This window comes from Prevotella dentasini JCM 15908, from assembly GCF_000614065.1.
GTDB classification, from domain to species: Bacteria; Bacteroidota; Bacteroidia; order Bacteroidales; family Bacteroidaceae; genus Prevotella; species Prevotella dentasini.
In genome coordinates this window covers 1-24,811 of record NZ_BAKG01000016.1, presented here as the reverse complement: position 1 = coordinate 24,811, position 24,811 = coordinate 1, and the positions used below count along the sequence as shown (strand labels likewise).

19 protein-coding genes and 2 pseudogenes are annotated in these 24,811 nt (G+C 51.9%); 13 read left to right on the top strand and 8 right to left on the bottom strand.

Features of this window, described 5'->3' with window-relative positions:
- Window positions 1-782 precede the first annotated feature (782 nt).
- From JCM15908_RS13305 to JCM15908_RS15205, 8 genes and pseudogenes are all read left to right on the top strand, one after another.
- Complete coding sequence (locus JCM15908_RS13305) at window positions 783-2,603, top strand: phosphoethanolamine transferase (RefSeq protein WP_036893043.1); 1,821 nt, start codon at window positions 783-785, stop codon at window positions 2,601-2,603.
- Between the two features lie 93 nt (window positions 2,604-2,696).
- Complete coding sequence (locus JCM15908_RS13300; protein ID WP_084607854.1) at window positions 2,697-3,866, top strand: acyltransferase family protein; 1,170 nt, start codon at window positions 2,697-2,699, stop codon at window positions 3,864-3,866.
- Window positions 3,863-4,890: pseudogene (locus JCM15908_RS13295) on the top strand (acyltransferase family protein). The gene JCM15908_RS13300 and the pseudogene JCM15908_RS13295 overlap by 4 nt, the downstream one beginning before the upstream one ends.
- A complete protein-coding gene (locus JCM15908_RS08795; RefSeq protein WP_025003063.1) occupies window positions 4,887-5,768 on the top strand; it encodes a decaprenyl-phosphate phosphoribosyltransferase in 882 nt (293 codons plus the stop codon). The pseudogene JCM15908_RS13295 and the gene JCM15908_RS08795 overlap by 4 nt, the downstream one beginning before the upstream one ends.
- Window positions 5,765-6,376 carry an HAD family hydrolase gene (locus tag JCM15908_RS08790; protein ID WP_025003062.1) on the top strand — a complete coding sequence of 204 codons (612 nt, stop codon included), beginning with the start codon at window positions 5,765-5,767 and terminating at the stop codon, window positions 6,374-6,376. The genes JCM15908_RS08795 and JCM15908_RS08790 overlap by 4 nt, the downstream gene beginning before the upstream one ends.
- Complete coding sequence (locus JCM15908_RS08785; protein WP_025003061.1) at window positions 6,318-6,725, top strand: GtrA family protein; 408 nt, start codon at window positions 6,318-6,320, stop codon at window positions 6,723-6,725. Before JCM15908_RS08790 ends, JCM15908_RS08785 begins: the two co-directional genes overlap by 59 nt.
- A complete protein-coding gene (locus tag JCM15908_RS15210) occupies window positions 6,722-7,540 on the top strand; it encodes a DUF6080 domain-containing protein (RefSeq protein ID WP_234396424.1) in 819 nt (272 codons plus the stop codon). The genes JCM15908_RS08785 and JCM15908_RS15210 overlap by 4 nt, the downstream gene beginning before the upstream one ends.
- Complete coding sequence (locus JCM15908_RS15205; RefSeq protein WP_306303722.1) at window positions 7,531-8,142, top strand: DUF6080 domain-containing protein; 612 nt, start codon at window positions 7,531-7,533, stop codon at window positions 8,140-8,142. Before JCM15908_RS15210 ends, JCM15908_RS15205 begins: the two co-directional genes overlap by 10 nt.
- A gap of 232 nt (window positions 8,143-8,374) precedes the next feature.
- Here JCM15908_RS15205 and JCM15908_RS13280 read toward each other — a convergent pair.
- Both JCM15908_RS13280 and bcp read right to left on the bottom strand, forming a co-directional pair.
- A pseudogene (locus tag JCM15908_RS13280) lies at window positions 8,375-9,179 on the bottom strand (TIGR02757 family protein).
- 65 nt (window positions 9,180-9,244) lie between these two features.
- A complete protein-coding gene (gene bcp / locus JCM15908_RS08770; protein WP_025003060.1) occupies window positions 9,245-9,709 on the bottom strand; it encodes a thioredoxin-dependent thiol peroxidase in 465 nt (154 codons plus the stop codon).
- 562 nt (window positions 9,710-10,271) lie between these two features.
- Here bcp and aspA point away from each other — a divergent pair.
- Window positions 10,272-11,702 carry an aspartate ammonia-lyase gene (gene aspA, locus JCM15908_RS08765; RefSeq protein ID WP_025003059.1) on the top strand — a complete coding sequence of 477 codons (1,431 nt, stop codon included), beginning with the start codon at window positions 10,272-10,274 and terminating at the stop codon, window positions 11,700-11,702.
- Between the two features lie 360 nt (window positions 11,703-12,062).
- Here the strand turns inward: aspA and JCM15908_RS08760 are convergent, their stop codons facing one another.
- The 3 genes from JCM15908_RS08760 to JCM15908_RS08750 form a co-directional block, all read right to left on the bottom strand.
- A complete protein-coding gene (locus JCM15908_RS08760; RefSeq protein ID WP_025003058.1) occupies window positions 12,063-12,989 on the bottom strand; it encodes a redoxin domain-containing protein in 927 nt (308 codons plus the stop codon).
- Between the two features lie 222 nt (window positions 12,990-13,211).
- Window positions 13,212-14,894 carry an ABC transporter ATP-binding protein gene (locus JCM15908_RS08755; protein ID WP_036893038.1) on the bottom strand — a complete coding sequence of 561 codons (1,683 nt, stop codon included), beginning with the start codon at window positions 14,892-14,894 and terminating at the stop codon, window positions 13,212-13,214.
- Window positions 14,895-15,436: 542 nt separating this feature from the next.
- Window positions 15,437-16,333 carry an NAD kinase gene (locus JCM15908_RS08750; RefSeq protein ID WP_025003056.1) on the bottom strand — a complete coding sequence of 299 codons (897 nt, stop codon included), beginning with the start codon at window positions 16,331-16,333 and terminating at the stop codon, window positions 15,437-15,439.
- Between the two features lie 132 nt (window positions 16,334-16,465).
- Between JCM15908_RS08750 and JCM15908_RS08745 the strand changes: the two genes are divergently transcribed.
- The 4 genes from JCM15908_RS08745 (at window position 16,466) to JCM15908_RS08730 (ending at window position 21,301) form a co-directional block, all read left to right on the top strand.
- Window positions 16,466-17,035, top strand: a complete 570-nt coding sequence (locus JCM15908_RS08745; RefSeq protein WP_025003055.1) for a DJ-1 family glyoxalase III — start codon at window positions 16,466-16,468, stop codon at window positions 17,033-17,035.
- A 5-nt stretch (window positions 17,036-17,040) separates the two neighbouring features.
- Window positions 17,041-17,718, top strand: a complete 678-nt coding sequence (locus JCM15908_RS08740) for a 2-C-methyl-D-erythritol 4-phosphate cytidylyltransferase (protein ID WP_025003054.1) — start codon at window positions 17,041-17,043, stop codon at window positions 17,716-17,718.
- A 216-nt stretch (window positions 17,719-17,934) separates the two neighbouring features.
- On the top strand, window positions 17,935-20,031 hold the full coding sequence (gene recG / locus JCM15908_RS08735) for an ATP-dependent DNA helicase RecG (RefSeq protein ID WP_025003053.1): 2,097 nt from the start codon (window positions 17,935-17,937) through the stop codon (window positions 20,029-20,031).
- Between the two features lie 259 nt (window positions 20,032-20,290).
- On the top strand, window positions 20,291-21,301 hold the full coding sequence (locus JCM15908_RS08730) for a peptidoglycan DD-metalloendopeptidase family protein (protein ID WP_025003052.1): 1,011 nt from the start codon (window positions 20,291-20,293) through the stop codon (window positions 21,299-21,301).
- A 240-nt stretch (window positions 21,302-21,541) separates the two neighbouring features.
- On the opposite strand, the gene JCM15908_RS08725 is transcribed toward JCM15908_RS08730, so the two are convergent.
- The 3 genes from JCM15908_RS08725 to JCM15908_RS08715 form a co-directional block, all read right to left on the bottom strand.
- Window positions 21,542-21,961, bottom strand: a complete 420-nt coding sequence (locus tag JCM15908_RS08725; protein ID WP_025003051.1) for a hypothetical protein — start codon at window positions 21,959-21,961, stop codon at window positions 21,542-21,544.
- Window positions 21,962-22,112: 151 nt separating this feature from the next.
- Window positions 22,113-22,898, bottom strand: a complete 786-nt coding sequence (locus JCM15908_RS08720; protein ID WP_025003050.1) for a glycosyltransferase family 2 protein — start codon at window positions 22,896-22,898, stop codon at window positions 22,113-22,115.
- Window positions 22,895-24,169: a glycosyltransferase family 4 protein gene (locus JCM15908_RS08715; protein ID WP_025003049.1), complete on the bottom strand. Its 1,275-nt coding sequence runs from the start codon at window positions 24,167-24,169 to the stop codon at window positions 22,895-22,897. Before JCM15908_RS08715 ends, JCM15908_RS08720 begins: the two co-directional genes overlap by 4 nt.
- Between the last annotated feature and the right edge of the window lie 642 nt (window positions 24,170-24,811).

Sequence of the window (24,811 nt, the reverse complement as noted above, 5' to 3'; positions counted from 1 at the left end):
AGGTGTGGGCGTTCAGGATTAATTAGGTGTTTGGTTCAAAATTATGCTTCGGCAGGCTCAGGTAGAACGGATTATGGAGTTGGGAAACCTCCATCATCCCAGGCCTATGCCTGCAAATATAGTCCTTTTTAACGAAAATTGCAAACAATCAATGGGAAAAAGTGTCGCATTAATAGCTTTCCCATCCTACCTTACCCGCTGCACAGAAGACAAGAACCCAAATTCTTTTCCCTTCAGGGTAAACAATCTTGTTTCTGAACATCGATAGTCTACGACAGAAAAGACAGACTTTCTGTCAAGCCATCAAGACTTTTAACATTTCAGCACTTGAGGGCCAAGCAGTTATACCATCTTGACAGCATGACAGAAAAAAAGGAAAATAAAATAAAGGACTTCATCTGATTAATCAGAAAGAGTGAACTTCCTGCCTGACTGCCCCGATAAAGTATTATCATCTGACCGGCTAAAGAGACCCTGTCCGGCATAGACATAGTGCATGTCCTGAAGAAACTATCTTCCGTCAGGGGGATTTCTGCCGGTCAGGCGTACATATATGTTTATCTTTCTTCCCTCCAACTGGCAAAGAAACAACTATACTCACTGCAGAAAAGTAGCTGTCCGATTCCGATGAAACGGCTGTTTTTCCGCACAGGAGAATATTCCTCACCTTGCCTGCACCGTAAAGTAGCAAAACAAGATTACAGACGGCAAAGTGTTAATTGCCTGCTTTTGCCTTGCCATATCACAAATTTGCATTAACTTTGCTTAAAATTTGAACATTGATGAAGTTCTTGGAAATCGCAGGAAACTTACTGAGCAAGGCGTTTGAACCGATTCGTCGAAATGCCTCGTTCTTCTTTTTCATGTATCTGCTGGGCATAGTCGTCTCCTACATGGAGCTTCCCGACAATCGCCCGGATGCTGAAGTGTATTCCCATCTTTGGTTAGAAATGTTCCTTGACCTTTATCTCGTCTGCCTGCTGTTGTCGTTTATTCCATTGAAAATACGCCGATGGATTCGCGGATTTTTATATATCATCGTTTACGCCACCACCATAGCCGACCTGTTCTGCTGGGAGAAGTTCCAGTCTACGCTCAACCCGTCCATGCTCCTCTTGGCAGGTGAGACCGACGGACGCGAGGCGAGCGAATTTGTCAGCAGCTATATTACTCCCGACCTTCTTTTTTCAGGTGTAGGCATCATCCTGCTCATAGCCTTGATACAGCTTCTGCTGTCGATTGCCAAGATATTAAGACACCGTTTTTGCAAACGTTTCCCACTGCGGTTCACCATTCCCCAACAACTGTCTATGAGACTGCAGTCCCTTGCAGGACTGGCTACCATCGTCCTCCTGTCATGGGGCATAGCGTCGTCTGCCCACAACAAGAAAGAGATGGTGCAGATGTTCTCTCTCAATACAATCGGTGCGGTGGAGCACGAACTTACCACACAAGACTGTGCGCAATTCTATCTGCCCGTCTACCGACTGGCGTTCAGCGTCTTCTCCAACGGACTGGCAGCCCGGCAGATAGACAGCCTCATCGTGGCGAAGGACAAGGCAAGGGTCGACAGCTGCTCGTTCAGGTCGCCCAATATTGTGCTGATTATCGGAGAAAGCTACGGCAAGCACCACAGCCAGCAGTATGGCTACTTCATGCCGACCACCCCACGGCAGATAGAACTCCAGAAGTCGGGACGGCTCATTCCGTTCAGCGATGTCGTGTCGCCGTGGAACCTGACCAGCTTCGTCTTCAAAAATGTCTTTTCCCTTCATGTTGTGGGGGAGAAAGGCGAATGGTGCGACTATCCGCTCTTCCCCGAGCTGTTCCGAAAGGCAGGCTATCACGTCAGCTTCATCACCAATCAGTTTCTCCCGAAGGCAAAAGAGGCCGTCTACGACTTCAGCGGCGGCTTCTTCCTCAACCATCCCGAGTTGTCGGAAGCAATGTTCGACACGCGCAACGACCGTCTCTTCCGCTTCGACCGCGGCCTGATAGACGATTACGACAAAAACCTGAAACAACAAAACAAAGAGCACAACCTCATTATCTTCCATCTTATCGGCCAGCATGTGTCTTATCGGCAGCGTTATCCAAGCGACCGCCACCGCTTCTCTGCCGACGACTATACGGGGAGACGGGCAGACCTGAGCGTGAAACGACGCGGAATACTTGCCGACTACGACAATGCCGTCCTTTACAACGACTCTATCGTCGACGGAATTGTGAAGCGGTTTGAGGACGAGGAAGCCATCGTCATCTACATGCCCGACCATGGCGAGGAATGTTACGAGGGCAATCGTGGATTCATCTGCCGTAACCACTCGGCCGCCATTGACCGCGACTTGGCGCGATACGAGTTTGAAATACCTTTCTGGATATACTGCTCGCCCAAGTACATTGCCAAGCACCCCGATATATTCAAGCAGATAGCCGATGCGAAAGACCGCAGGCTTATGACCGACGCCCTACCGCACACACTCCTCTATCTTGCCGGCATCCACTCAAAGGATTACCGTCCCGAGTACGATGTACTGAGCACGAAGTACAACGAAAAGCGTCCAAGACTGCTGAAGAACAAAACCGATTATGACAAGCTGTGAGCCTTGCCTGCAAAAATCCTCACCAAGACTTTCCGAAAAGGAGGAATGTGCCTAACGGAAGATTCATCATCACCAAATAGAAAGATACATTATATGTTCAATAAAAAACTTCACCGCACAGAGACAACTTCCCATCCTCTCCTCCGGAAGGGCTTGGGGAGGCCTTCTACTGATGAGGGAGGTTTGCTTACCCGAACGGAATGTGATGCCATGCGCGGCATTGCCATCCTCGGAATATTCCTGCACAACTTCTGTCACTGGCTTTCCCCGGTGGTCAAGGAGAACGAATACCAATACTTTCAGCACCACGTCGACTGGTTCAACGATGTGATGTCCCGTCCTTGGAACGAACTAACCCTTTTCCACATCCTTTCGTTTTTCGGACACTATGGCGTACCCGTGTTTCTCTTCCTTTCCGCCTACGGACTGGTAAAGAAATACGAAAGTCCTTCAAATTCTTCGGTTTCATCGAACAATCCCAGTGCATTGAGCTTCATCGGCTATCATTGGAAGAAGTTGTTCCGCATGATGATAGTCGGCTTCGTGGCGTTTACGATGGTCGACGCCATCACACCGGGACAGCACCACTACGCTGTCATGGACATCATTGCACAGATGGGGCTTTTCAACAATCTGCTTCCACATCCCGACGACATTATATGGCCCGGCCCCTACTGGTTTTTCGGACTGATGATACAGCTCTACATTGTTTACCGTCTGCTGCTCTACCGTCGTCATTGGGCATGGGTAGTCGGACTGACAGCCGTCTGCTGCATCGTCCAACTGAGCTGTCCGCCCGAAAGCGAAGCCCTCAACCGCTGGCGGTACAACTTCATTGGCGGCATGCTGCCGTTCGGTGCAGGACTGCTCTATGCCAAATACATGAAGCCGGTGCATCCGGCCCTCTCTGCGGTTCTATTCCTTGTGTCAATGGCTGCCCAGCGTTTTATGAGCCTGAACTACTACACATGGTACATTGTTCCGTTGTTTGTCTGTTCCGCATGTATAGGTTTCGTCCGCTTCATCGGCTGGTCGGGAAAATACAACAAGCTCAGCCAGTGGATTATCAACCGGCTCTCATGGATGGGAAGCATCTCCGCCGCCCTCTTCGTCTGCCACCCTATCACACGCAAGATATTCATCCCGATTTCCCGTAGCGGCGACTATTGGACGGGGCTGCTCCTTTATGCCATCGCCTCCGTGTGTCTGGCATGGCTCTTCCGTGAGCTGATGAAGAAAATTCCAAGCCCGAAACTGAAATGAAAATCAAAGACATAGAATTGGCAAACATCAGCCGTTACCGTGGCGAACTGATGGGAATGGCGATGCTTTTCGTCATTCTCTTCCATGTAGGGCTGCCCCGGGACGACGCCTTCTTCGGTCTTCGGCGCATGGGGAATATCGGTGTCGACATGTTTCTCTTCCTGAGCGGTGTCGGGCTGTGGTTCTCTTGGACGAAACATCCGTCCCTCCGGCAGTTCTTCTCCCGCCGTTTCATCCGTATTTATCCCACGTGGATAATCATGGCGAGCTCTTCTACATTCCAGACCTTTACTTTCCCGACGTCGTCGGGCATGGCGGACACAGCGAAAACATCACCGACCTTATCGGGGACATCACCGTCAACTGGGACTTTTGGCTCCACGACGAGCTGACCTTCTGGTATATACCTGCCACGATGATGCTTTACCTCTTCACACCGGCCTATATGATTCTCATCATACGCCACCCTGTCTACCGCTGGCTGCCCGTTATGATGATTATGTGGTGTATTCTCGTACAATACGTTACGCCCATCCATCAGGCTGTAGGGCATTTGGAAATATTCTGGAGCCGTGTGCCCATCTACTTCATCGGCATCAATCTCGGTGCAGCCATACAACGGAAGCAAACCATGGACGGCACTTCGATATGGATGATTGTCCTCATGTTCGTCATGGCACTGGCTTCGAGCATCTTCCTCGAGCAGGTACGGCACGGAGAGTTTCCGCTCTTTTTGGAGCGGATGCTCTATATTCCGCTTACCGTTACCTCCATCCTGATGCTCAACCGAGTATTCCGCCGCATGCCGAAATGGTTCAACAAATCGTGCAAATTCATCGGGGCACTGAGCCTTGAGGCCTATCTCATCCACGACCATTTCGTCCTTCAGTACATCGAACAGCAGCACTGGACCTACTGGCCCACCTTTCTGCTGACCGTAGCTCTGACCCTTCCTCTCGCTTGGTTGCTCCATACCCTTATAGACAAAGCCGTTACACCCATAGAAAGGAGAATGAAATCATGAAGAATTTACTGCGGTTGATTCGTCCCCACCAGTGGATAAAGAATCTCGTCGTGCTGCTTCCCGTCTTCTTCGGAGGCGCACTCCTTCGTCCCGAAGCCCTTTTCTCGGGACTCGTTACGATACTGTCGTTCAGTCTCGTAGCCTCGTCCATCTACTGCCTCAACGACATCATCGACGTAGACGACGACCGTCGCCACCCCGTCAAGCGCAATCGGCCCTTGGCATCGGGTGCCGTCAGCATGGCACAAGGCTATATGCTCATGGCACTGATGGCCGTTCTCTCCATGTGCACTCTCCTTCTGCTTCCCGGCAACAGGATGGAAACTGCCGGAATCATCGCTTTCTACTGGGTACTGAACGTTTTCTATTGTCTGAAACTGAAACAATACGCCATCATCGACGTTTGTATCGTCGCCTTCGGCTTTGTCCTGCGCATCCTTGCCGGGGGTATCGCCACCTCCATCAGCCTCAGCAAGTGGATTGTACTGATGACCTTCCTCCTCATGCTGTTCCTGTCGTTTGCCAAACGCCGCGACGACGTACTCCGAATGAACGAGACCGGCGAGGCACCCCGGAAGAACACGAGCCGATATAACCTCACTTTCATCAATCAGGCCATTACCATCACTGCCTCGGTAACGCTGGTCTGCTACATCATGTACACGGTAAGCCCGGCAGTAATAGCCAATTTCCACACCGAGAACCTCTACTTGACGAGCGTCTTCGTACTCGTCGGACTGCTTCGGTACATTCAGATAGCAGTAGTCGACAAAAAGAGCGGCGACCCGACCAAGGTCATCCTGCACGACAGGTTTACACAGCTGATAGTCCTTGCCTTTGGTCTCGCCTTCCTATTCATTATATATGTGTTGAAATGAAAGTATCCGCATTTGACTTCGACGGCACTCTGACGACCAAAGATACCTTCATCGAGCTGATACGCTACGTTCACGGAACACGCAAGATGTATCTGGGCTTCCTCCTGTTCCTGCCGGTTCTCATCCTGATGAAGCTGCGCCTCTATCCCAACTGGAAAGCCAAGCAACGGGTATTCTCGTGGTTTTTCAAGGGCATGACACTCGATGAGTTCGACCATTATTGCGCTGCCTTCGCCTTGGACCACCAGAGCCTCATCCGTCCCAAGGGGATGCAGGCCATCCGCGATGCCCTCGTCGAGGGGGCAAAGGTAATCATCATCAGTGCGAGCATCGACAACTGGGTGCGCCCCTTCTTCTCCGACATGGGCGAGATAGTGGTAGAGGGGACGCAAATAGACGTAAGGGACGGAGTGCTGACGGGCAAATTCCTCACCAAGAACTGCTACGGCAGGGAGAAGGTAAAGCGTCTTCAGAAACACTTTCCATACCGACAGACCTATCAACTGACAGCTTTCGGAGACAGCCGGGGCGACAAAGAATTGCTGAACTATGCAGACAAAGGATATTTTAAGCCGTTTCGGGGTAAAAGACAGCGAAAAGCTCGGTGAAATCGTACGTTTCGGAATCGTCGGGACAGCCGCTACCGCCATCCAGTACGGGGTTTACCTCCTGCTGATACGGTGGCTTCCGCCCACCTTTGCCAACACCATCGGCTATCTGGTGAGCCTTACCTTCAACTATATAGCCTCCACTCATTACACCTTCAGGGTGAAGTCAACTGCCCGACGCGGGGCAGGCTTCGTTCTGTCGCACGTGGTCAACTATCTTCTACAAACGGTTTTCCTTAACCTTTTCCTCTGGCTAGGACTCGAAAAGCAGTGGGCGATGATTCCCGTCTTCTGCATCTGTGTACCGATTAACTTTATCTTGGTCAGATTCTTCCTGAAAAAGAAATGAGATTCCTAAGCGTTTTCCGAATCAGGAGAGACGAACGACTCCTCGCCTGCCTTGCCCTTGCTGTATTTCTGCTGCTCAACGCCCTTGTCGTATGGAAGTATTACGGGCTGTTCAGTCCCCTGTCGGGCAACAACTGGGACATTTTGGTGAAGAGCTTCCATATCTCCGGCTTCGATTCCATCACCTACTACATAGTCAGCGACTGGCATGCGCGCTACAATGTCTACCGGCACCCGTTGTTGTCGTTCGCCATGTACGTGCCCTATCTGCTGAACCTGTGCCTCATGAAACTCACGGGCATCAACTGCGCCCAGTTCGTTGTCGCCACCATGCTGACGGTCTCGTCTGTCTACAGCGTCCTCTTCTTCCACCGGCTCATGCGCGAAATCATCGGAACCGGGCGGAGAGACAGCCTCCTCCTTACGGCCTTCTTCTTCTCCTTTGCCTACATCCTGCTGGCAACCATCGTCCCCGACCATTTCGCCTACTCGCTCTTTGCCCTCCTCCTCACCCTGTACATTTCCGGGCGGATGATGAAAGAGCACCGCCAGATGAAGATTCGCCACACCGTGCTGCTCTTCCTGCTCACCGCCGGCATCTCGCTCAACAACGGCCTGAAGGTTTTCCTTGCCTCGCTCTTCACCGACGGCAGAAGGTTCTGGCATCCGCGGCACCTCGTCCTCGCCGTCATCCTGCCCTCGCTGGCCATCTGGAGCTTTGCCCGCTTTGAATATTACCACTTCGTCTGGGCAGACGAGAAAGCCCGGCATGAAATGAAGCACACAGAAAAGCCGAAAAGCGAAAAATACACATAGCACAGCTGAAAGCACAGGCCGATTCCGTCAACCGCGCCAACCGCCAGACCGGGGAGCAGAAAAAGGCCGTCGTAAAAACTTTCAGGCGGAAGCGCATCAAGGCACAGGGAACTCCCATCACACACGGAGAGTTTATGAACTGGACCGATATTTCCACGCCACGTATTGAAAGCATCGTAGAGAATCTTTTCGGAGAGTCTATCCAACTGCACGAAAACTGGGTTCTGGGCGACGTCTTCCATGGCAGGCCTGTCATTATCGCCTATTCCACACCGATGAAATGGGCGAATTATACTATTGAAGCTCTCATTTTCCTACTTTTCGTCGTCGGTATCGCCGCCGCTGTCCGCCACCGTTTCTTCCTGATGGTGGGCAGCTGGTTTCTCCTCGACATGTTCCTGCACGTCGGCCTCGGCTTCGGGCTGAACGAAGTCTACATCATGGCAGCCCACTGGGCATTTATCATTCCTATCGCCATTGGCTATCTACTGTCAGCCAGTCCTGCATCTGTCCGCCGGAAGCTGCGTGCCGTCTTGCTCGCCCTGACCTTCTTCCTGTGGATGTATAATGGTTCGCTGCTGTTGGGGTATATCTTCGACTGATGGGGAATCACCTTTTCAGCCATATCTTCCGTCAAATAGAAGGATTGACCGTCTTCCCCATACACCCCTGACTAACAGCCATTTATGTATCAAGAAACGAAAGTGCCACTTTCACATAATGAAAGTGGCACTTTCGTAATGCCATTCGGGCTTGTTCGCTTTGCGGAACAGGCACTTCCGCTTCGCCAGTACGGAAAATATCCGTCAGGACGGTGTCTCCACAAGTAGCACGTCATGTCTTTCGCTCTCCACTGGCTCCCACACCAAACAATGCAAAATCGCCACGTACAGGGTCGTCGGGAAAGGCCTGACGGAGAACGGCAGTCAGTCTGAGCGCAGCAGACATGGATGCGACTTGCCCGTAACGAGACGAAGGCGGAGAGCCTCCTGCAGGACATGGGTGTCAAGGGGAATGATAAGCGAACGCGGAGCAATGAAATCGGACCAGATGCCGAGGTCGACGGGAGAGTTTTCCCGCACCATCCAGCGCAGGAACATGCAGACACGCTTGCAGCAGGAGCGCGTATCTTTGGGTACAATGCCTACGACTCCCCGCCCGGCAAAGAACTCACAGAGGGCCTCAATGGCTTCTATGGCCTCAATTCGGCCGGTTTCATCGGTTATGTTTCCCGGTTTTGTCATACAATAGTCCTGAATATAGGCCCTGATACAGCCATGCCCGGTCAGCATTTCCTGTAAGGCGGAAAAGAAAGCAACCATCAGATGATTGTCGTACAAACGGTAGAAACAGGCGGAATCATCGGGAATATACTGCCGGAAAAGTCCCTCCTTAATCCACGCATAGGGTTCGCGACAGGAGCAGTCGAGCAAGAACTGGATACGGGGAAGGAACACCTGCCGTGAGCCATAGCTGAGACAGGAGCGATAAACGCCATAACCTCTTGGTTGCCTTTCCCTTCGACTTGGTGCATGAACCACGACGGGTCGCCCTTGAGGAAGTCTGCCGTCTCGTAAGTGTCGGCACAGCGCACGAGGAGTTCCCGTTTCTGCTTTGAAAGCCGCCTGATAGTTTGCATGGGAATGTTTGATATAATAAAAAGGTGGAAGACCTTCGCCTTCCACCGTCAATATTGTCTGTAATTTATTCAGCCTCTGCTGCCTTCAGTATCTGCTCGGCATGCTCCTTCACCTTGATTTGCTTGGGAGTAAACACCTGCTCGATGATGCCTTCCTCGTTGATGATAAAGGTGGTGCGGAAGGTTCCCATATAGGTGCGGCCATACATTTTCTTCTCGCCATAGACACCAAACGTCTCGTTGAGCGTCTTGTCCACATCGGCTATCAATGGGAAGGGAAGGTCGTTTTTCTCTATGAATTTCTTGTGCGACTTCCCGTCCTGAATGCTCACGCCGAGCACCTCATAGCCTTTTCCCGTCAGTTCCGTGTAGTGGTCGCGCAGGTTGCACGCCTCGGTGGTGCATCCCGACGTGGAGTCCTTGGGATAAAAGTAGAGCACGAGTTTCTTTCCCTTGTAGTCGCTGAGTCTGATTTCGCGTCCGTCCTGATCGGTTCCGAGCAGTTCGGGAGCCTTTTCTCCTATGTTCATCATTGCTGTCTATTGTTTTGTTAATATACGATGGAGGAATCGGTAACGGCCTTCTCCTCCGCCATTGATTGTTTGCAAAGATAAGAAATCTTTCCTATCCGATGTCCAAACGGGGTGCGAAAAGATGTAAAGAAGCCGCGATTTGTGCCACACGAACTACCTTTTGAGCTAAAAGAGGGCGTATGCCAGTGGAAAAGTGTAAGCCTATCCCCATCCCGTATCGCCGATAGCCGAGCCCCGTCCTTTCAGATTGCCACCTAAAGAGTACAGATTGCATAATTTGAGACAGAAACAGGCAAATGCCGCACATAGGGTTAAATAGGGTTAAATAAAAGGATTTTATCCCCTTTATGAATGTCGGTAATGTTTTATTTCTTTATATTTGCAGTACGAATACAAAGATGAAATCAACCTGAACCGGCAGCTCCCATGACAAGCGCAATCACTGCTGTCTAATTATCGTTTGACACTTGAAGCCCATTCCTGCATGCAGCCGTCGGGGTTTGCCTTTCGTCGTAGACTATTGTCAGCAATATCAATATTCCTAAAATATTATTTAACTATGACAACTGAAACCAACAACACAGAGAGAAAGTACCGCGTAGAGAGCGATCTCTTAGGAGAGCTCCAAGTACCTGCCGAGGCTTATTATGGCGTACAGACCCAGCGCGCCATCAATAACTACCACATCTCTCGCAAGAAGATGTGCGACTATCCCGACTACGTGATAGCTATAGCCTACGTAAAACTCGCTGCTGTGGAGACAAACCGCCAGTTAGGCGAAATCAACGACGAGATTTGCGACGCCATGGCGCAGGCTTGCCGCGAGATTATCGACGGTAAGATGCACGAAGACTTCGTTACCGACATGGTACAGGGCGGTGCGGGTACATCCGTGAACATGAATGCCAACGAGGTTATTGCCAACCGTGCATGCGAAATCCTCGGCCACAAGAAGGGAGAATTTCAGTATTGCTCACCGAACGACCACGCTAACTGCGGTCAGTCTACCAACGACGTTTATCCGACGACCATCCGCCTGACCTTCATCCGCATGAACAAGAACCTTACTGACAGCCTTGCAAAGCTCGTAGCAGCCTTCCGCAGAAAGGGAGAGGAGTTCAAGAGCGTCATAAAGATGGGTCGTACACAGTTGCAGGATGCAGTTCCAATGACCAGCGGTCAGGAATTCAACGCCTATGCCAATACTTTGGAGGAAGAAATTGCCAACCTCAACCGCAACGCTGCCCTCCTGCACGAAATCAATATGGGCGGTACGGCTATCGGTACCGGCCTTAATGCTGCTCCGGGCTTCCCGAAAATCTGCGCCCAGAAGCTCAGCGAGCTGACGGGAATGGAGTTTGTTGCAGGTTCCGACTTGGTAGAGGCTACTCCCGATACAGGTGCCTACGTAAGCTACTCCGGCGCATTGAAGCGTCTGGCAGTGAAGCTCTCTAAGATTTGCAACGACCTCCGCTTGCTCGCATCCGGCCCTCGCTGTGGTCTGAACGAAATCAACCTGCCGCCGATGGCACCGGGTTCAAGCATCATGCCGGGCAAGGTGAACCCAGTAATCCCCGAAGTTACCAACCAGACCTGCTTCAAGGTAATCGGCAACGACACCACTGTAACGATTGCAGCCGAAGCCGGCCAGTTGCAGCTGAACGTTATGGAGCCTGTCATTACAGAGTGTCTGATTGAAGACCTGACTTGGCTGCCAAACGCAATGGACACTTTGCGTGAAAAATGTATCGACGGTATCACCGTCAACAAGGAACGTTGCCTTGACATGGTGAAGAACTCAATCGGCATTGTTACTGCACTCAACCCATACATCGGCTACAAGAACAGCACGAAGATTGCCAAGGAAGCCCTCAAGACCGGCGGTTCCGTTTACGACCTCGTGCTTGAGCAGGGTATCCTGACCAAGGAGAAGCTCGACGCTATCCTTGCACCGGAGCACATGCTCGACTTTGAAGAGAAGATTCAGTAATCAGTCTGACTTCACGTTATAGTTCAGGCATCTTGTCCATTCCACCGAATGGATAAGGTGCCTTTCTCGTTTTTGTAAGGCAAGGATGCTGCGATGGCAAGGCCAATGCCCAATAATGGCAGAACGGAGAAAAAAGAAAGGAATATCAGAAGTGGGATAGTCCCAACCACCGTATCGTGGAGAAACTCCGGGAAATGACGGAAAACAGACCATCAACACAACTAAAAGCAGCAACAGAAAACAGGAAGCCCTTCCGTTCCGACATCCCTTTCGGGATACAGCAGGAACGGAAGGGCTTCCTGTTATACGAACAACGCTGTTGCCGAATAGCCTATCGGCAACAGCGTTTCGTCCAGTTTCCTATGGGCGAAAGTAAATGGGCAGCTGGCACTTCGTCTGTACCGGCCGGCCGTTCTCTGTGGCAGGCTGCCACTTCGGCATCGCATTGACAAGGCGGACAGCCTCACGCTTATAGTACTCCGTGGTCTTATCAATCAGTTCCTGCTGGTCTTCGGGGCGCAGTTTGGCGTACTTCGGTCCGATGGCGCGCACATTGTCGGTCTTGATGACACGCGCTCCCGTTATGCTGCCGTCCATCTCCACATTGAAGGTTAAGGTCATATCGGCCTGCACCTGCATCTTCTTCGCACGGGGAGGGATGCGCTGATAAATGGCGATATACTTGTCCTGTGCAGCCTGTCCGCCCATAAACTGGGCTGCAACCATGTCCTTTTTCTTATCGGCAACATTGGTAGTAAGACCCGGACGAAGCTCTTCGAGCTTGGCACGGAGCTTACCGACTTCAACAGTACCGAGTACCACCTTGCCGTCCGGGTCGATAAGATACATTGTCGGAATCCAGTCAACCTTATAAAGACGGTCGGTCGTAGTCTCCTTCTTCCATTTCTTAAGTTCGCTCACCTGCGTCCAAGTCATCTGATACTTGTCCCAATAGGTCTTCACCCATGCTGTCCTGTCGGTGTCATACGAGATTCCGAGGAAACTGACGTTATAGTCCCGGAAGTCCTCAAAGAGAGCTTTCACCTCGGGAATGGCCTTACGGCAATCCGGACACCACGAGGCCCAGAAGTCAAGTACCACGTAGTCGCCGCGATACTGGCTCAGCCGGATATCCTTACCGTCGTAGGTGCGGAGCGTAAAGTCGGGAGCAGCAGTGCCGGGCGTCAACAATCCTTGGGCGTACCGGGCGTCAAGGTCCTTCTCCTGTGCCTGTACCCCGAATATGGAAGTCAGCACCAGTGCTGCTATCAAACAGATTTTTCTCATGATTCGTTCTATATTTTACTATGATTTTGAATAATATATGATGGTGGTATTCCTCTCCCGCACCCCGCCTGTTACGTTTCGTCCGCCTTACCGGGACAGATTCCCCACCCGACCGAAGCCGGCAGGACAATACCGCAAGACGAGGTGGCTGTTCTTACAAGAAAGGACGAACACCCGTTCTCTGCAAAAGTACGACGTTAAATCCAAACATACAAGTGTTTTCTATACTTTTTCGATGGTCAGAGTCTGGTCGCAATACTCTATGACGGCAGGACGATGAGTGATGAAGATAATGGTCTTGTCGTGCCCGGAGAGGATATTCCTCAGCAGTTGCCGCTCAGTTTCAGGGTCGAGGGCAGAGGTTGCCTCGTCGAAAAGCATGATGCCACGGTTTCGGAGAAGCGAACGGGCAATGGAAATGCGTTGCGCCTGTCCCTCGCTGAGACCTCCTCCCTGTTCGGAACAGAGAGTATCAAGCCCCTGCGGAAGGTCGAAGACAAAATCGGCACAGCTTGTCCGCAATGCTTTCTCCATCTCCTCGACGGTGGCATCGGCCTTTCCCAAGAGCAGATTCTCGCGTATGCTGCCACTCATCAGCATATTGCCCTGCGGCACGTAGACGAAGTTGGCACGCAGGCGTGGCGTCAGCTCGTAAGCCTTGTGCCGGTTGTAGATTTCCACCCTGCCACCCTGCGGACGCAGCAGGGCAAGAATCATGCGGACGAGCGTTGTCTTTCCCGACCCCGTCTCGCCAAGAACGGCTGTGCAGGAACCCGGATAGAAGTCGAAGCTGAGGTCTTTCAGCACGTTGCCGTCAACGTCGTCGTAAGCATAGGAGACATGGTCAAGGCGGATACCGCACGGTGTTTCCAGCTCAATAGGCTCGCCCTGTTCCTCCAACGGATTCTCCCCGAGTTCCATCAGCCGCTCGGCAGCCGTGAAAACAGAGACAAACGAAGGCACGAGCTTGGTCAGCTGCCGTGCCGGCGACTGTATTTTGTTGACCAGCTGCAAAAAGGCCGTCATACCGCCAAAGGTGAGCGTACCCACCGACATGCGCACAGCCGCCCACATAAAGGCCACAAGATAGCCTGCCGAAAAGCCGAGATTAAGAATCAGATTGGAGAATACGGAGAACTTCGTGCGCCTCACCACCTTGCTGCGGAGTTCGCTCTGCGTGCCCTCGAGCCTGTCCACGGCAGCCCCGTCGCTTTCGAGCGTCTTGATGAGCATGCGGTGCTGAATGGTTTCCTGCAACACGCTCTGCACCTTCGAGTCGGAATTTCGCACCTCGCGCGTGAGGCTGCGCATCTTCCATACATAGACTTTGCTGAAAAGAACAAAGACCGGAATCATCACGACTATGATGATGGCGAGCCGCCAGTCCACCAGCAACAGATAGCAGAAAGCCCCAAGAAAAAGAGCGAGCGTAGACAGGGCGTTGGGGATAACCTCCGTAAGAAAGCTGACAACATTGGTTACATCGAACTCCAACCGATTGAGCACGTCGCCCGAATGGTGGCTTTCCCTGCCGCGCCATTCCGACCGCAGAATACGGTCGAGGAGACTTTGCTGCATCCGATTCTGCGCCTTGATGCCGAGAATGTTGCGAATCCATATAGAAGCTATGCTGAGCGCGAAGTCGCAGAGTATCAGTGCGCCCATCAACGCCACCGCCCAATAGATGCTGCCGGACGTTACGTGCGAAGCCACATCAATGGCATGCTGAACCGCCCATACCGAGGCGAGCGAGACAGCGACACCCAGCAGTCCCACGGCGGCATTGAGAACAGCCTGCAGCCGGTTGCCGCGCCACGCCCTCCAAAGCCACCAGAAAATCTCACGGGTAGTATAGCGCGAATCGGGAATACGAAAAAGGGATTTTATCTTGGCCGTCAGTCTCATGTTGCTTTGTTTCTGCCACAAGGCGGTTACTAAGTGCAAAGGTACGGCATCTTATCGAATAACCGACGATAATGAGAGAGAAAACTGGCTTTTCTACTATTTATGGGGTAAAGCGTGCACCGTGGAAACACTTTCACACGCATGTCCTGACGGGCCTTTGCCGAGACTTTTCCGTCAACAGCTATGCTCTCGGAGAGGCCGGGAAGCCGAGTTCCGCTTTGCGAAACCATAACACAGAATGTAAAACAAATTCACAACAACAAGACAATACCGCCCCTTTCATCTGCCGAAAGTGCCGTTCCGGCATGGTCAAAACGGCACTTTCGCACTGAGAAAACGGCACTTTCACCATGCAAAGACGCCCCTTTCGGGCCGTCATTGCAAATCGCTGTCAGACAGACTCTTACATGGTCAGTCTGTCGGGCTGCGTTCAAGGCTTCAGAAAAACAAGCATCTGAGATTGTAAAATAAATTCACCGCAGTCCCAAGCCATCGGCACAGCGTGCCTGCCGAAGAATCCCCACCTTCAGGAGAAGCCGGTCTTAATCTTCCCTCTCGCGCGTATCCGCCCCCCACATCAGCTTATCGCGAAGCGTGGCAAAGTAGTGGTAGCCCCTGCACTTGACGATACGCACCTTGAAAGGGGCCTTGCGGATGACGACAACCGTCCCTTCCCGCAGCTTCCCGGAACGGCCATCGACAGCGACCAGATAGTTGTGGCTGCGGCTTTCCACCTCAAGCCGGATGACAACATCGTCGCTGACGACTATCGGACGGATGTTCAGACTATGCGGTGCAACGGGGGTCAGGCTGATGGTGCCGGTGTGCGGAACAAGAATCGGGCCACCGTTGGAAAGCGAATAGGCCGTAGAGCCGGTCGGGGTGCTCACGACAAGCCCGTCGGCAAGATAGGTTACCAAGTACTCTCCGTCGAGACTGGCACGGATGGAAATCATGGAAGCATTGTCGCGCTTGAGTATGGCGATGTCGTTGAGGGCGTACGGATTGCTTGCCACAGGCTCGCCCTCAAGCTCCATTTGAATGACCGACCGCTCGTCGATGGAGAAATTGCCCTTGTAAATATCGTCCAGCATCTCCCGTATCTCCGTCGGCGAGACGTTGGCGAGAAATCCCAGCCGTCCCATGTTTACCCCGATGATGGGCGTCTCCTTCGCCCCCACCTTGCTCGCAGCCTGAAGGAAAGTGCCGTCGCCCCCCATGGAGATGGCGAAATCGACATCGAAGTTGACACCATCGAACGTCCCGGCTATGTTCAGGTTTCCGCTGAACACCTTCCTCAACGCCCGGTAGAACAACTGCTCTATGTAAATCTCGGCATTGCGCTCCGTCAGATAGTCTGTCACTTCCCGTATCTGCACCGGCTCCAAGGCCTTGTAGTCGTTGCCGAAGATGGCAAAGCTCATTCTCTTTCCTGTCATATTTCCGCGCTTTATCTATCTTTTCGCCTTGCAAATGGCTCTTAATCGCAAGAATTTAGTATATTTGCAAGTGCATTGGATTGCAAATGTAAAGAAATAAATTGATAATTCGGACTTTAAGACTAAAATATTATGGCAAAGGTTTATGAATTTCTCGCTACGGGCTTCGAGGACATTGAGGCTCTGGCACCAGTAGACATTCTCCGCCGCGGAGGCGTTGAGGTGTGCACGGTCAGCATCAGCGGAACAGAGTGGGTGGAGTCGGCACACGGTGTCAGCGTCAGGGCCGACTTGAAGATAGAGGATGTCAGCGACTTCGACGATGCCGACATGCTGCTCGTTCCGGGCGGTATGCCGGGAGCGCAGAACCTGAAGGACGACGAACGCGTGGGACAGGCACTGCTCCGCCACTCCGGCAGCGGAAAGAGGGTCGGTGCCATCTGCGCCGGACCGATGGTGTTGGGGGCCTTGGGCATACTGGAGGGGAAGCGCGCCACCTGCTATCCCGGATTCGAAAAGTTCCTGACGGGCGCAGAATACACGGGCGAGCTATGCACCGTCGACGGCAATGTAACGACAGGCAAAGGCCCTGCCGCTGCCGTCATGTACGGATTCAAGATTCTCGAACAGCTGACCTCTGCCGGGAAAGCCAACGAGGTGAGGGAAGGAATGTTGATAAACGAGCTGACAGCCCTGCACTGACGAACATGAACTACGTAATCATCGTTGCCGGCGGCAAGGGACTCCGAATGGGCGGAGACGTCCCGAAGCAGTTCCTGCCCGTGGGCGGCAAGCCCGTGCTGATGCGTACCATAGAGCGTTTCCACGCCTACGACAATGCGCTAAGGGTCATACTCGTACTGCCGAAAAGCCAGCAGTGCTATTGGAAGGAGCTGTGCCGGCAATACGGCTTCCATGAATCCTACGTACTGGCAGACGGAGGCGACACACGCTTCCAGTCGTCGAAGAACGGGCTGGCTCTGATTCCCGATGGCGAGGAAGGACTGGTCGGCATACACGACGGGGTACGCCCGTTCGTCTCCCTTGCCACCATCGGCCGCTGCTACAATGCTGCCCAAGAGAACAAAGCAGCCATTCCCGTACTCCCCGTTACCGACACGCTGCGCCATATCGGAGAGCACGGAAGCGGAAGAAACGTGCTTCGGAGCGACTACCGCATCGTTCAAACGCCGCAGGTATTCGACATTGCGCTCATCAAGCAGGCTTTTCAGCAGGACGAAAAGGCATCGTTCACCGACGATGCCAGCGTCGTAGAGAGCCTTGGCTGTCAGGTTGCAATGGTCGAGGGAAATAGGGAAAACATCAAGCTCACCACCCCGTATGACCTGACGGTGGCAGAGGCTGTGTTAAATCATAATTCATAATTCACGGTTCATAATTATGATTGCCCGAGGTGGGCGTTATGGCTTCCGCCCGGAGACATGCTGCCGGCGGCACAGCGAGGTGTTTATGGCTCAAACAGGACATATAATAAGGTCGGGACAGGCAAGTCCCGGCTCTATACGGAAATATCGGCAGAATCATCTGTTCATAATTTGGAGTGATAAATTATGAATTGTGAGTCAGCAAACGGCTTCTTTATGGATATATTATCTCAAGACATCATGTACTTACCGGGGGTGGGGCCCAACAGGAAGACGCTGCTGAGCAATGAGCTTGGCATCAATACCTATCGCGACCTGCTGGAGTGCTTCCCTTATAAATATGTGGACAGGACCAAGGTGTACCTCATTTCGGAGCTGACACCCGACATGCCGTTTGTCCAGATAAAAGGGCATATCGTGAGTTTTGAGGAAATAGATACGGGCAAACGGCGGAAACGAATCATCGGGCACTTCACCGACGGGCACGGCATCTGCGACCTCGTCTGGTTCAATGGCGGACAATACATCTACAAGAGCTACGCTGTAGGGAAGGAGTTCGTCGTCTTCGGCAAGCCGACCGTCTATGGCGGACGGTTCCAGTTTTCACATCCCGACATGGACGACGCTTCTCAACTACAGCTCAACGACATGGGGATGCAGCCGTTCTATTCGACCACGGAGAAGATGAAGAAGGCAGGAATGACCTCCCGCGCCATGGAACGGCTGACAAAGACGCTTCTCTCCAAGCTGAACGAGCCTTTGCAGGAGACCCTGCCCGACTTTATCACGAGCCGGCTTCACCTTATCTCGCGCGATGCCGCCCTGCGGAAGATACATTATCCGAAGAGCGTCGACGACACGCAGCGCGCCCGTCTGAGGCTGAAATTTGAAGAATTGTTCTATATTCAGCTCAATATTCTCCGCTATGCAAGCGACCACCGCCGCAAATACCGGGGCTACGACTTCCGCCACGTGGGGGCGCAGTTCAACTGGTTCTACACCCATAATCTGCCGTTTGAACTGACCGGCGCACAGAAACGGGTAATGCACGAGATTCGCAACGACATGGGAAGCGGACGGCAGATGAACCGTCTGCTACAAGGAGACGTGGGTTCGGGAAAGACGCTTGTCGCCCTGATGTCGATGCTCATTGCCATCGACAACGGCTTTCAGGCCTGCCTGATGGCTCCGACGGAAATTCTTGCCGAGCAGCACCTACAGACCGTCAAGGACTTTCTGAAAGGAATGAACGTCCGCGTAGAACTGCTGACGGGAGTGGTAAAAGGAAAGAGGCGACGCGAAGTGCTTGACGGACTGGTCGACGGCTCTGTCAACATACTGGTAGGAACCCATGCCGTCATCGAAGACAAGGTGCAATTCAGCCGCCTCGGGCTTGCGGTTGTCGACGAGCAGCACCGGTTCGGCGTAGCGCAACGTGCCAAGCTGTGGGCAAAAAGCGAGAATCCGCCACACGTTCTGGTGATGACCGCCACACCGATACCCCGCACCCTTGCCATGACTATCTACGGCGACTTGGACGTAAGCATCATTGACGAGCTTCCACCGGGGCGCAAACCCATCGAGACCATACACCGCTACGACAAGCAGACTACCTCGCTGTATGCCGGCATCCGCAAGCAAATACAGCTCGGGCGGCAGGTATATATCGTCTTCCCGTTGATAAAGGAGAGCGAAAAAATGGACTTGAAAAATCTGGAAGACGGATTCGAGACCCTGAAAGAGGCTTTCCCGGAGTTTCGCCTCAGCAAAATACACGGAAAGATGAAGGACAAGGAGAAGGAGGCGGAGATGGAAAAGTTTGTCAGAGGCGAAACACAGATGCTTGTAGCTACCACCGTCATAGAGGTGGGGGTAAACGTTCCCAATGCGAGTGTGATGGTTATTCTTGACGCGCAACGCTTCGGGCTCTCGCAGCTCCATCAGCTGAGGGGGCGCGTCGGGCGTGGCGCAGAGCAGAGCTATTGTATTCTCGTTACAGGCTACGAACTGGCGAAGGAGACGCGAAAGCGCATTGACATCATGTGCCAGACCAACGACGGATTCGAGATAGCCGAAGCCGACCTGAAGCTCCGCGGCCCCGGCGACTTGGAAGGAACACAGCAAAGCGGCGTCGCCTTCGACCTGAAGATTGCAGACATCGCACGCGATGGACAGCTCGTACAGATGGCACGCGAAGAAGCGCAGAAGATAGTAAACGACGACCCAACTTGCAGTAAATCAGCCTATAGTCTTCTATGGACAAGGCTAAAAGAGTTAAGAAAGACTAATATCAATTGGGCTGCCATCTCTTAAACAAAAACTGCGGCAGTTTCCCGTAACCACCCGATTATAAGGACATAGCAGCAACGGAGAACGGCCGGCCTCAAGTATTTCCAAGGTGTTAATCTGACGATAAAATCTGTTAATCTGATAATTAAACAGCCTTTTTTTTATTATCTTTGCAAAGTCTTTTAATTCTTTGTTGACGTTTGTTGTGTTCAACTAAAGTTTTGGAGAGGAACCGAAAGACTGGTTTCACGCAGATTTAATAACCGAACAAAGTAACCGATTTATGACTTTCAAAAGAATAGTAAGATATTTTGCGCTTCCGACAATATTGACCCTTGCAGCCGTTCCTGCCTGTGCTCAGGACCTGTTGGCGCGTCAGGCACCTGTCGACCGAAGAACAAAAGCAATTGATACCATCGTTGTAAAGAGACTTCAGGAAGCAGAAAATACCGAAGAGCCCTCTTCCGAACTTTACGATGACTGGAACAACACATACGCACACCGGGCCGGCACACTGCCCGATGTGTATAAAATTGACCTCCGCGGTTTCCACATGCCGACACCGAGCCGCGTCATCACCAGTAACTTTGGCCGTCGTTGGGGTCGCCGGCATCAGGGACTCGACATTAAGGTCTATATAGGCGATACCATCCGTGCAGCCTTCTCCGGTAAGGTTCGTATCGTGAAATACGACAGAAACGGATACGGGAAATACATCGTCATCCGCCATAACAATGGCTTGGAAACTATTTACGGACATCTTTCCAAGCAGATTGTTTCTGAAAATCAAACCGTCCGTGCCGGTCAGCCCATCGGCCTTGGAGGCAATACCGGACGCTCTACAGGTTCGCACCTGCATTTCGAGACACGCCTTTGCGGCGTAGCTCTCAACCCAGCCCTCTTCTTCGACTTTGCACATCAAGACGTTACAGGCGACTACTATGTGTTCCGCAGGAACAATATAGACAGGGAATCGGCACAGGCAACGGCTCTCCGCGGTACTTCTTCAAGCCTTGGATACTCTAAGGAAAACATTCAGGGACGCAGCGGCAGCACAGGCGGTTCATGGAAACAACGCAACGAGCGCACCTACAACACCGACTATTCAAGCCGTGAGCGCAATGCAACCAGCCAGCCTGCCAGCGGACAGATTCTATATCATAAGGTTTCATCGGGCGACACGCTGAAATCAATAGCTGAACAGCATGGTGTTACCGTTGAACAGCTCTGTAAGCTCAACCATTTGGGGCCATACACCCGACTCAACGTAGGTCAGATACTGCGCTACAGCTAAACTTTGTGGTTAGCGTTCACGTCGTTTCAACAGCGACAGAAGACATAAAAGCCCGTCAGAAGTTTCTGACGGGCTTCTTATTGTCTCCAACGCACCTGCTTCTCTACTCTGATTGAAATTTCGTCCGTGGCAGTATGGAGCGTCCTTCTTGCAACACTCCTATTATAATAAGGTATAGAAAAACAAACGGGGACATGCCCAAAAGCACGTCCCCGTCCGCTATTTATGCAGGCAATCTGTCTATTTGGACTTCTTGGCATTAGGACATTCAGCACATTCTGCCTTTGTAGGCTTACAGCCTTGAGGCTGTTTGCGGCAATTTGCCTTAGCCTTGTCGCACATGACAGCCTTGTCCTTATTGCATCCTTTCTGTCTATCGCACTTGGCAGATGCCTTTGCACAGTCCTTGGAACCATCACACTGCTGACGGCAAGACGCCTTGTCGCACGACTTCTTACCATCGCAATTCTGCTTCATTCCTGCCCGGCAGGCCTGTGCCTGCTGATTACAGGCAGCCGCCTTACAGCCATTCTCTGACGTCTTTTTGGTATTGTCTACCTGCATAGTGGCACCTGTATTGGCATCGGTCTGTGCAGATGCGGTCGCTGAAAAAGTCATGGCAGCAAAAAGAAGTGCTGCCGCTAAAATGAATTGTTTCATGTTCTTTCCTTTGTTAAATCTAAATTAAGTTGGTACAAGGCTGCCGACAGATTGCCGGCTGCCGCTTTTGTCGTTTTTAAACGATGATTTGCCCAACTTTATTGTAGCTATGGCCCATAATAAACGCTAATATCTTCTAAAGAACATGGTATTACCGCTTTTTGATTACGTTTCTGACAACAAACCAAAGGTGGAAAAGAACAGTGGGAAACAGCCCGTAATGGCGACGCATCACATCGAACCGCTCGTGCAGAGATTCCTTATGATGCCGTGTAGTCTGCCCTTCCTCCATATAGTTGGCTACTACCGCATGGATATTCCGAAGGAGAAGTCCGCGTCGCTCTCCCTCTTTCATCACACGGATGCACCAGTCCACATCAGCAGAATACTTGTACTGCGTGTCGTAAGGCAGCTGTTTGGCTATGTCGGTACGGGCATAAAAAGCCTGATGACAGACCAACATGCCATGTCGGAACGACCTCCACGTCAGCCGTTCAGGCGGCTGTAACCGACGATGATAGAGGAAATTGCCGTGCTCGTTGACTATATCGGTATTTCCGAAGAGTACTGCCGGACGTTCCTCACCGTCGCCTGCCTCGGCAGCCAAGACCACCTGTTCGAGCGTGTCGGGGGCAGGAAAGCAGTCGCCGGCATTGAGAAAGACTATGTAGTCGCCAGTGGCACGCTCCAGTCCCTTGTTCATTGCAGGATAGAGACCTCCGTCCGGCTCGCTCTTTATCTTGATTGCATGTCCATTTTCTGCCTCATCCGACTGAATCTTATAGGCTTCCGCCATCTTCACCGTCGCGTCGCAAGAAGCTCCGTCGACTATCAAATGCTCCACATGGGGGTAGGTCTGCATCATCACACTATCCAGTGTGGGCTGCAATACGTCCGCAGCGTTGTATGTAATGGTAACTACCGTAAAGGTAATCATAATTTATAGTGTTTGAAGGCTATCGCCTCGTTATATACATCAATGTATTTCATTGCCACGGTTCGTTGAGAATAACAGCGTTGAACCTTGCGAACGGCCTCATCGGAAAGGCTTTTATAATCGGCCTCATCAAGCACCCAGCGGATGCCTTCGGCCAAGTCGGCGGCATCGCGCCCGGCAGCAATATAGCCATTCTGCCGGTGGTCTATCATCTCCGGGATGCCCCCGACCTTGAATCCCACACAGGGAACACCGCAGGCAAGCGATTCCATAATGGTGTTCGGGAGATTGTCTTCAAGCGATGGCAGCACGAAGACATCGGCCGCACAATAGACGGACCTAATGAGCTTTTGGTCGCTGACATACCCCAGAGGGTAGACAGGCAATGCAAGCCGTCCCTCCAATTCCTCCGCATGGCCGCCAAGGATGGCAATGCCCGTATTCTCCTTCATGCCGGGATGCTCCTTTGCAAGACGCTCTACGGCAGAAATGAAGTAGTCCATGCCCTTGCGCTGATCGGTAACACGCTGCGAAACGAAGAGGATTATGCGCTTATCAGCAGGCAGGGAAAGCAACTTGCGGGCCCCGGCCTTATCCTGCGGACAGAAGAAATTGGTATCAATAGGGTTGGGAATACTCGTAATCATCTGGTCTTTTATCAGCCCGCTCGCCTTCGCCTGCCTTCCGAGCCACTGGCTACACGTTACGAACCATACGTTATGATGGTCGAGCATTTCCCTTTTCCGCCTCCAAACTCTTGCCGAAAGGTCGTTCCTGCCACCGCCTCCGGGCAGCAGGGGACAATTGCCGCATGCGTTTCGGAACCGGCCACAGGTATGGGCGTAGTGGCAAATAGAGGACGCCGGCCACAGGTCGTGCATGGTCCAGACAACGGGTTTGCCCGAATCGAGTATCTTCCTGATACCGTTCAGCGAGAGCATGCCTTGATTTATCCATGACAGGTGAATCACATCCGCCTCGCGAAACTCCCGCGTCCGCGTGATGTCGGTGCCGGAATTGGCAATGTCAATCTCAAACAAGTGATTGCGAGAGAGGCGGAGCTGCAGGAAAATACACCATCGTTCCCAAAGCCGACTCCACTGCATGCGCCATCCATTGCCGACACCCGAAACGGTAATGTCGTCGGTTTCCTTGTCCCGGACAAGCATCTTCGCCTTCACGCCATTATTGTTGAGTGCGTCTTTCAGCCGGTTAGCAGCCACGGCCGCCCCTCCTGTATTCTCGCTTGTGTTTACTATAAGAACCCTCATCGCTTTGCTATTTGTCTGACAAAGGTACAAGAAAACGCACAGATAACGTAGAAAAGTTGTAAAATATTCATTGTTCACGCACACAGAACTTTGATTTACGTCAAGAAAGAGGCCAATTGATATAGATATATCACGTAAATTATTGGGTGATTATGAAATTTTCCCTACCTTTGCATTGTCAAAAGGTTAATAGATTGTTTAGGTTAGTAGTAATAGATTTAGGTTTTTAGTTATTTATTAAGGTAAAGTTTAACAGATTGTCCAAGGATGACAAAAGGTTGCCGAGAGGCTACTTTCCAACAAAGAAAAGGATTTTAGTTAAACATAATTTGGATGTCGGTGCTCGCAGAGAGTGCCGGCATTTTTTTATTTCCTGACTTTCATCCCATCTAACAGAGGATTTTCCACATCAGTACCGCCACGCATTTTCTCCTGCTGCTTTCTCACCATCTCCTGACAAAAGCATCCGCATTGCGGAGGGACGGATACGCGCCTGTGAAAATACTGCCCGCGAGCCGAAAAAAACAGAGGTTTCGGGCAGCCGGAAAGCCGTTTGCGGCAAGTGAAAAAATTATATACGGCAAGCAGAAAAATTATATACGGTTAGCGGAAAATTTATATACGGTTAGCGAAAAATTTATA

Bases quoted from the DNA above. Each gene is read 5' to 3' on its own strand.
- JCM15908_RS13305 (WP_036893043.1), top strand. From the start codon at position 783: ATGAAGTTCTTGGAAATCGCAGGAAACTTACTGAGCAAGGCGTTTGAA.
- JCM15908_RS13300 (WP_084607854.1), top strand. From the start codon at position 2,697: ATGTTCAATAAAAAACTTCACCGCACAGAGACAACTTCCCATCCTCTC.
- JCM15908_RS08795 (WP_025003063.1), top strand. From the start codon at position 4,887: ATGAAGAATTTACTGCGGTTGATTCGTCCCCACCAGTGGATAAAGAAT.
- JCM15908_RS08790 (WP_025003062.1), top strand. From the start codon at position 5,765: ATGAAAGTATCCGCATTTGACTTCGACGGCACTCTGACGACCAAAGAT.
- JCM15908_RS08785 (WP_025003061.1), top strand. From the start codon at position 6,318: ATGCAGACAAAGGATATTTTAAGCCGTTTCGGGGTAAAAGACAGCGAA.
- JCM15908_RS15210 (WP_234396424.1), top strand. From the start codon at position 6,722: ATGAGATTCCTAAGCGTTTTCCGAATCAGGAGAGACGAACGACTCCTC.
- bcp (WP_025003060.1), bottom strand. From the start codon at position 9,709: ATGAACATAGGAGAAAAGGCTCCCGAACTGCTCGGAACCGATCAGGAC.
- aspA (WP_025003059.1), top strand. From the start codon at position 10,272: ATGACAACTGAAACCAACAACACAGAGAGAAAGTACCGCGTAGAGAGC.
- JCM15908_RS08760 (WP_025003058.1), bottom strand. From the start codon at position 12,989: ATGAGAAAAATCTGTTTGATAGCAGCACTGGTGCTGACTTCCATATTC.
- JCM15908_RS08755 (WP_036893038.1), bottom strand. From the start codon at position 14,894: ATGAGACTGACGGCCAAGATAAAATCCCTTTTTCGTATTCCCGATTCG.
- JCM15908_RS08750 (WP_025003056.1), bottom strand. From the start codon at position 16,333: ATGACAGGAAAGAGAATGAGCTTTGCCATCTTCGGCAACGACTACAAG.
- JCM15908_RS08745 (WP_025003055.1), top strand. From the start codon at position 16,466: ATGGCAAAGGTTTATGAATTTCTCGCTACGGGCTTCGAGGACATTGAG.
- JCM15908_RS08740 (WP_025003054.1), top strand. From the start codon at position 17,041: ATGAACTACGTAATCATCGTTGCCGGCGGCAAGGGACTCCGAATGGGC.
- recG (WP_025003053.1), top strand. From the start codon at position 17,935: ATGGATATATTATCTCAAGACATCATGTACTTACCGGGGGTGGGGCCC.
- JCM15908_RS08730 (WP_025003052.1), top strand. From the start codon at position 20,291: ATGACTTTCAAAAGAATAGTAAGATATTTTGCGCTTCCGACAATATTG.
- JCM15908_RS08725 (WP_025003051.1), bottom strand. From the start codon at position 21,961: ATGAAACAATTCATTTTAGCGGCAGCACTTCTTTTTGCTGCCATGACT.
- JCM15908_RS08720 (WP_025003050.1), bottom strand. From the start codon at position 22,898: ATGATTACCTTTACGGTAGTTACCATTACATACAACGCTGCGGACGTA.
- JCM15908_RS08715 (WP_025003049.1), bottom strand. From the start codon at position 24,169: ATGAGGGTTCTTATAGTAAACACAAGCGAGAATACAGGAGGGGCGGCC.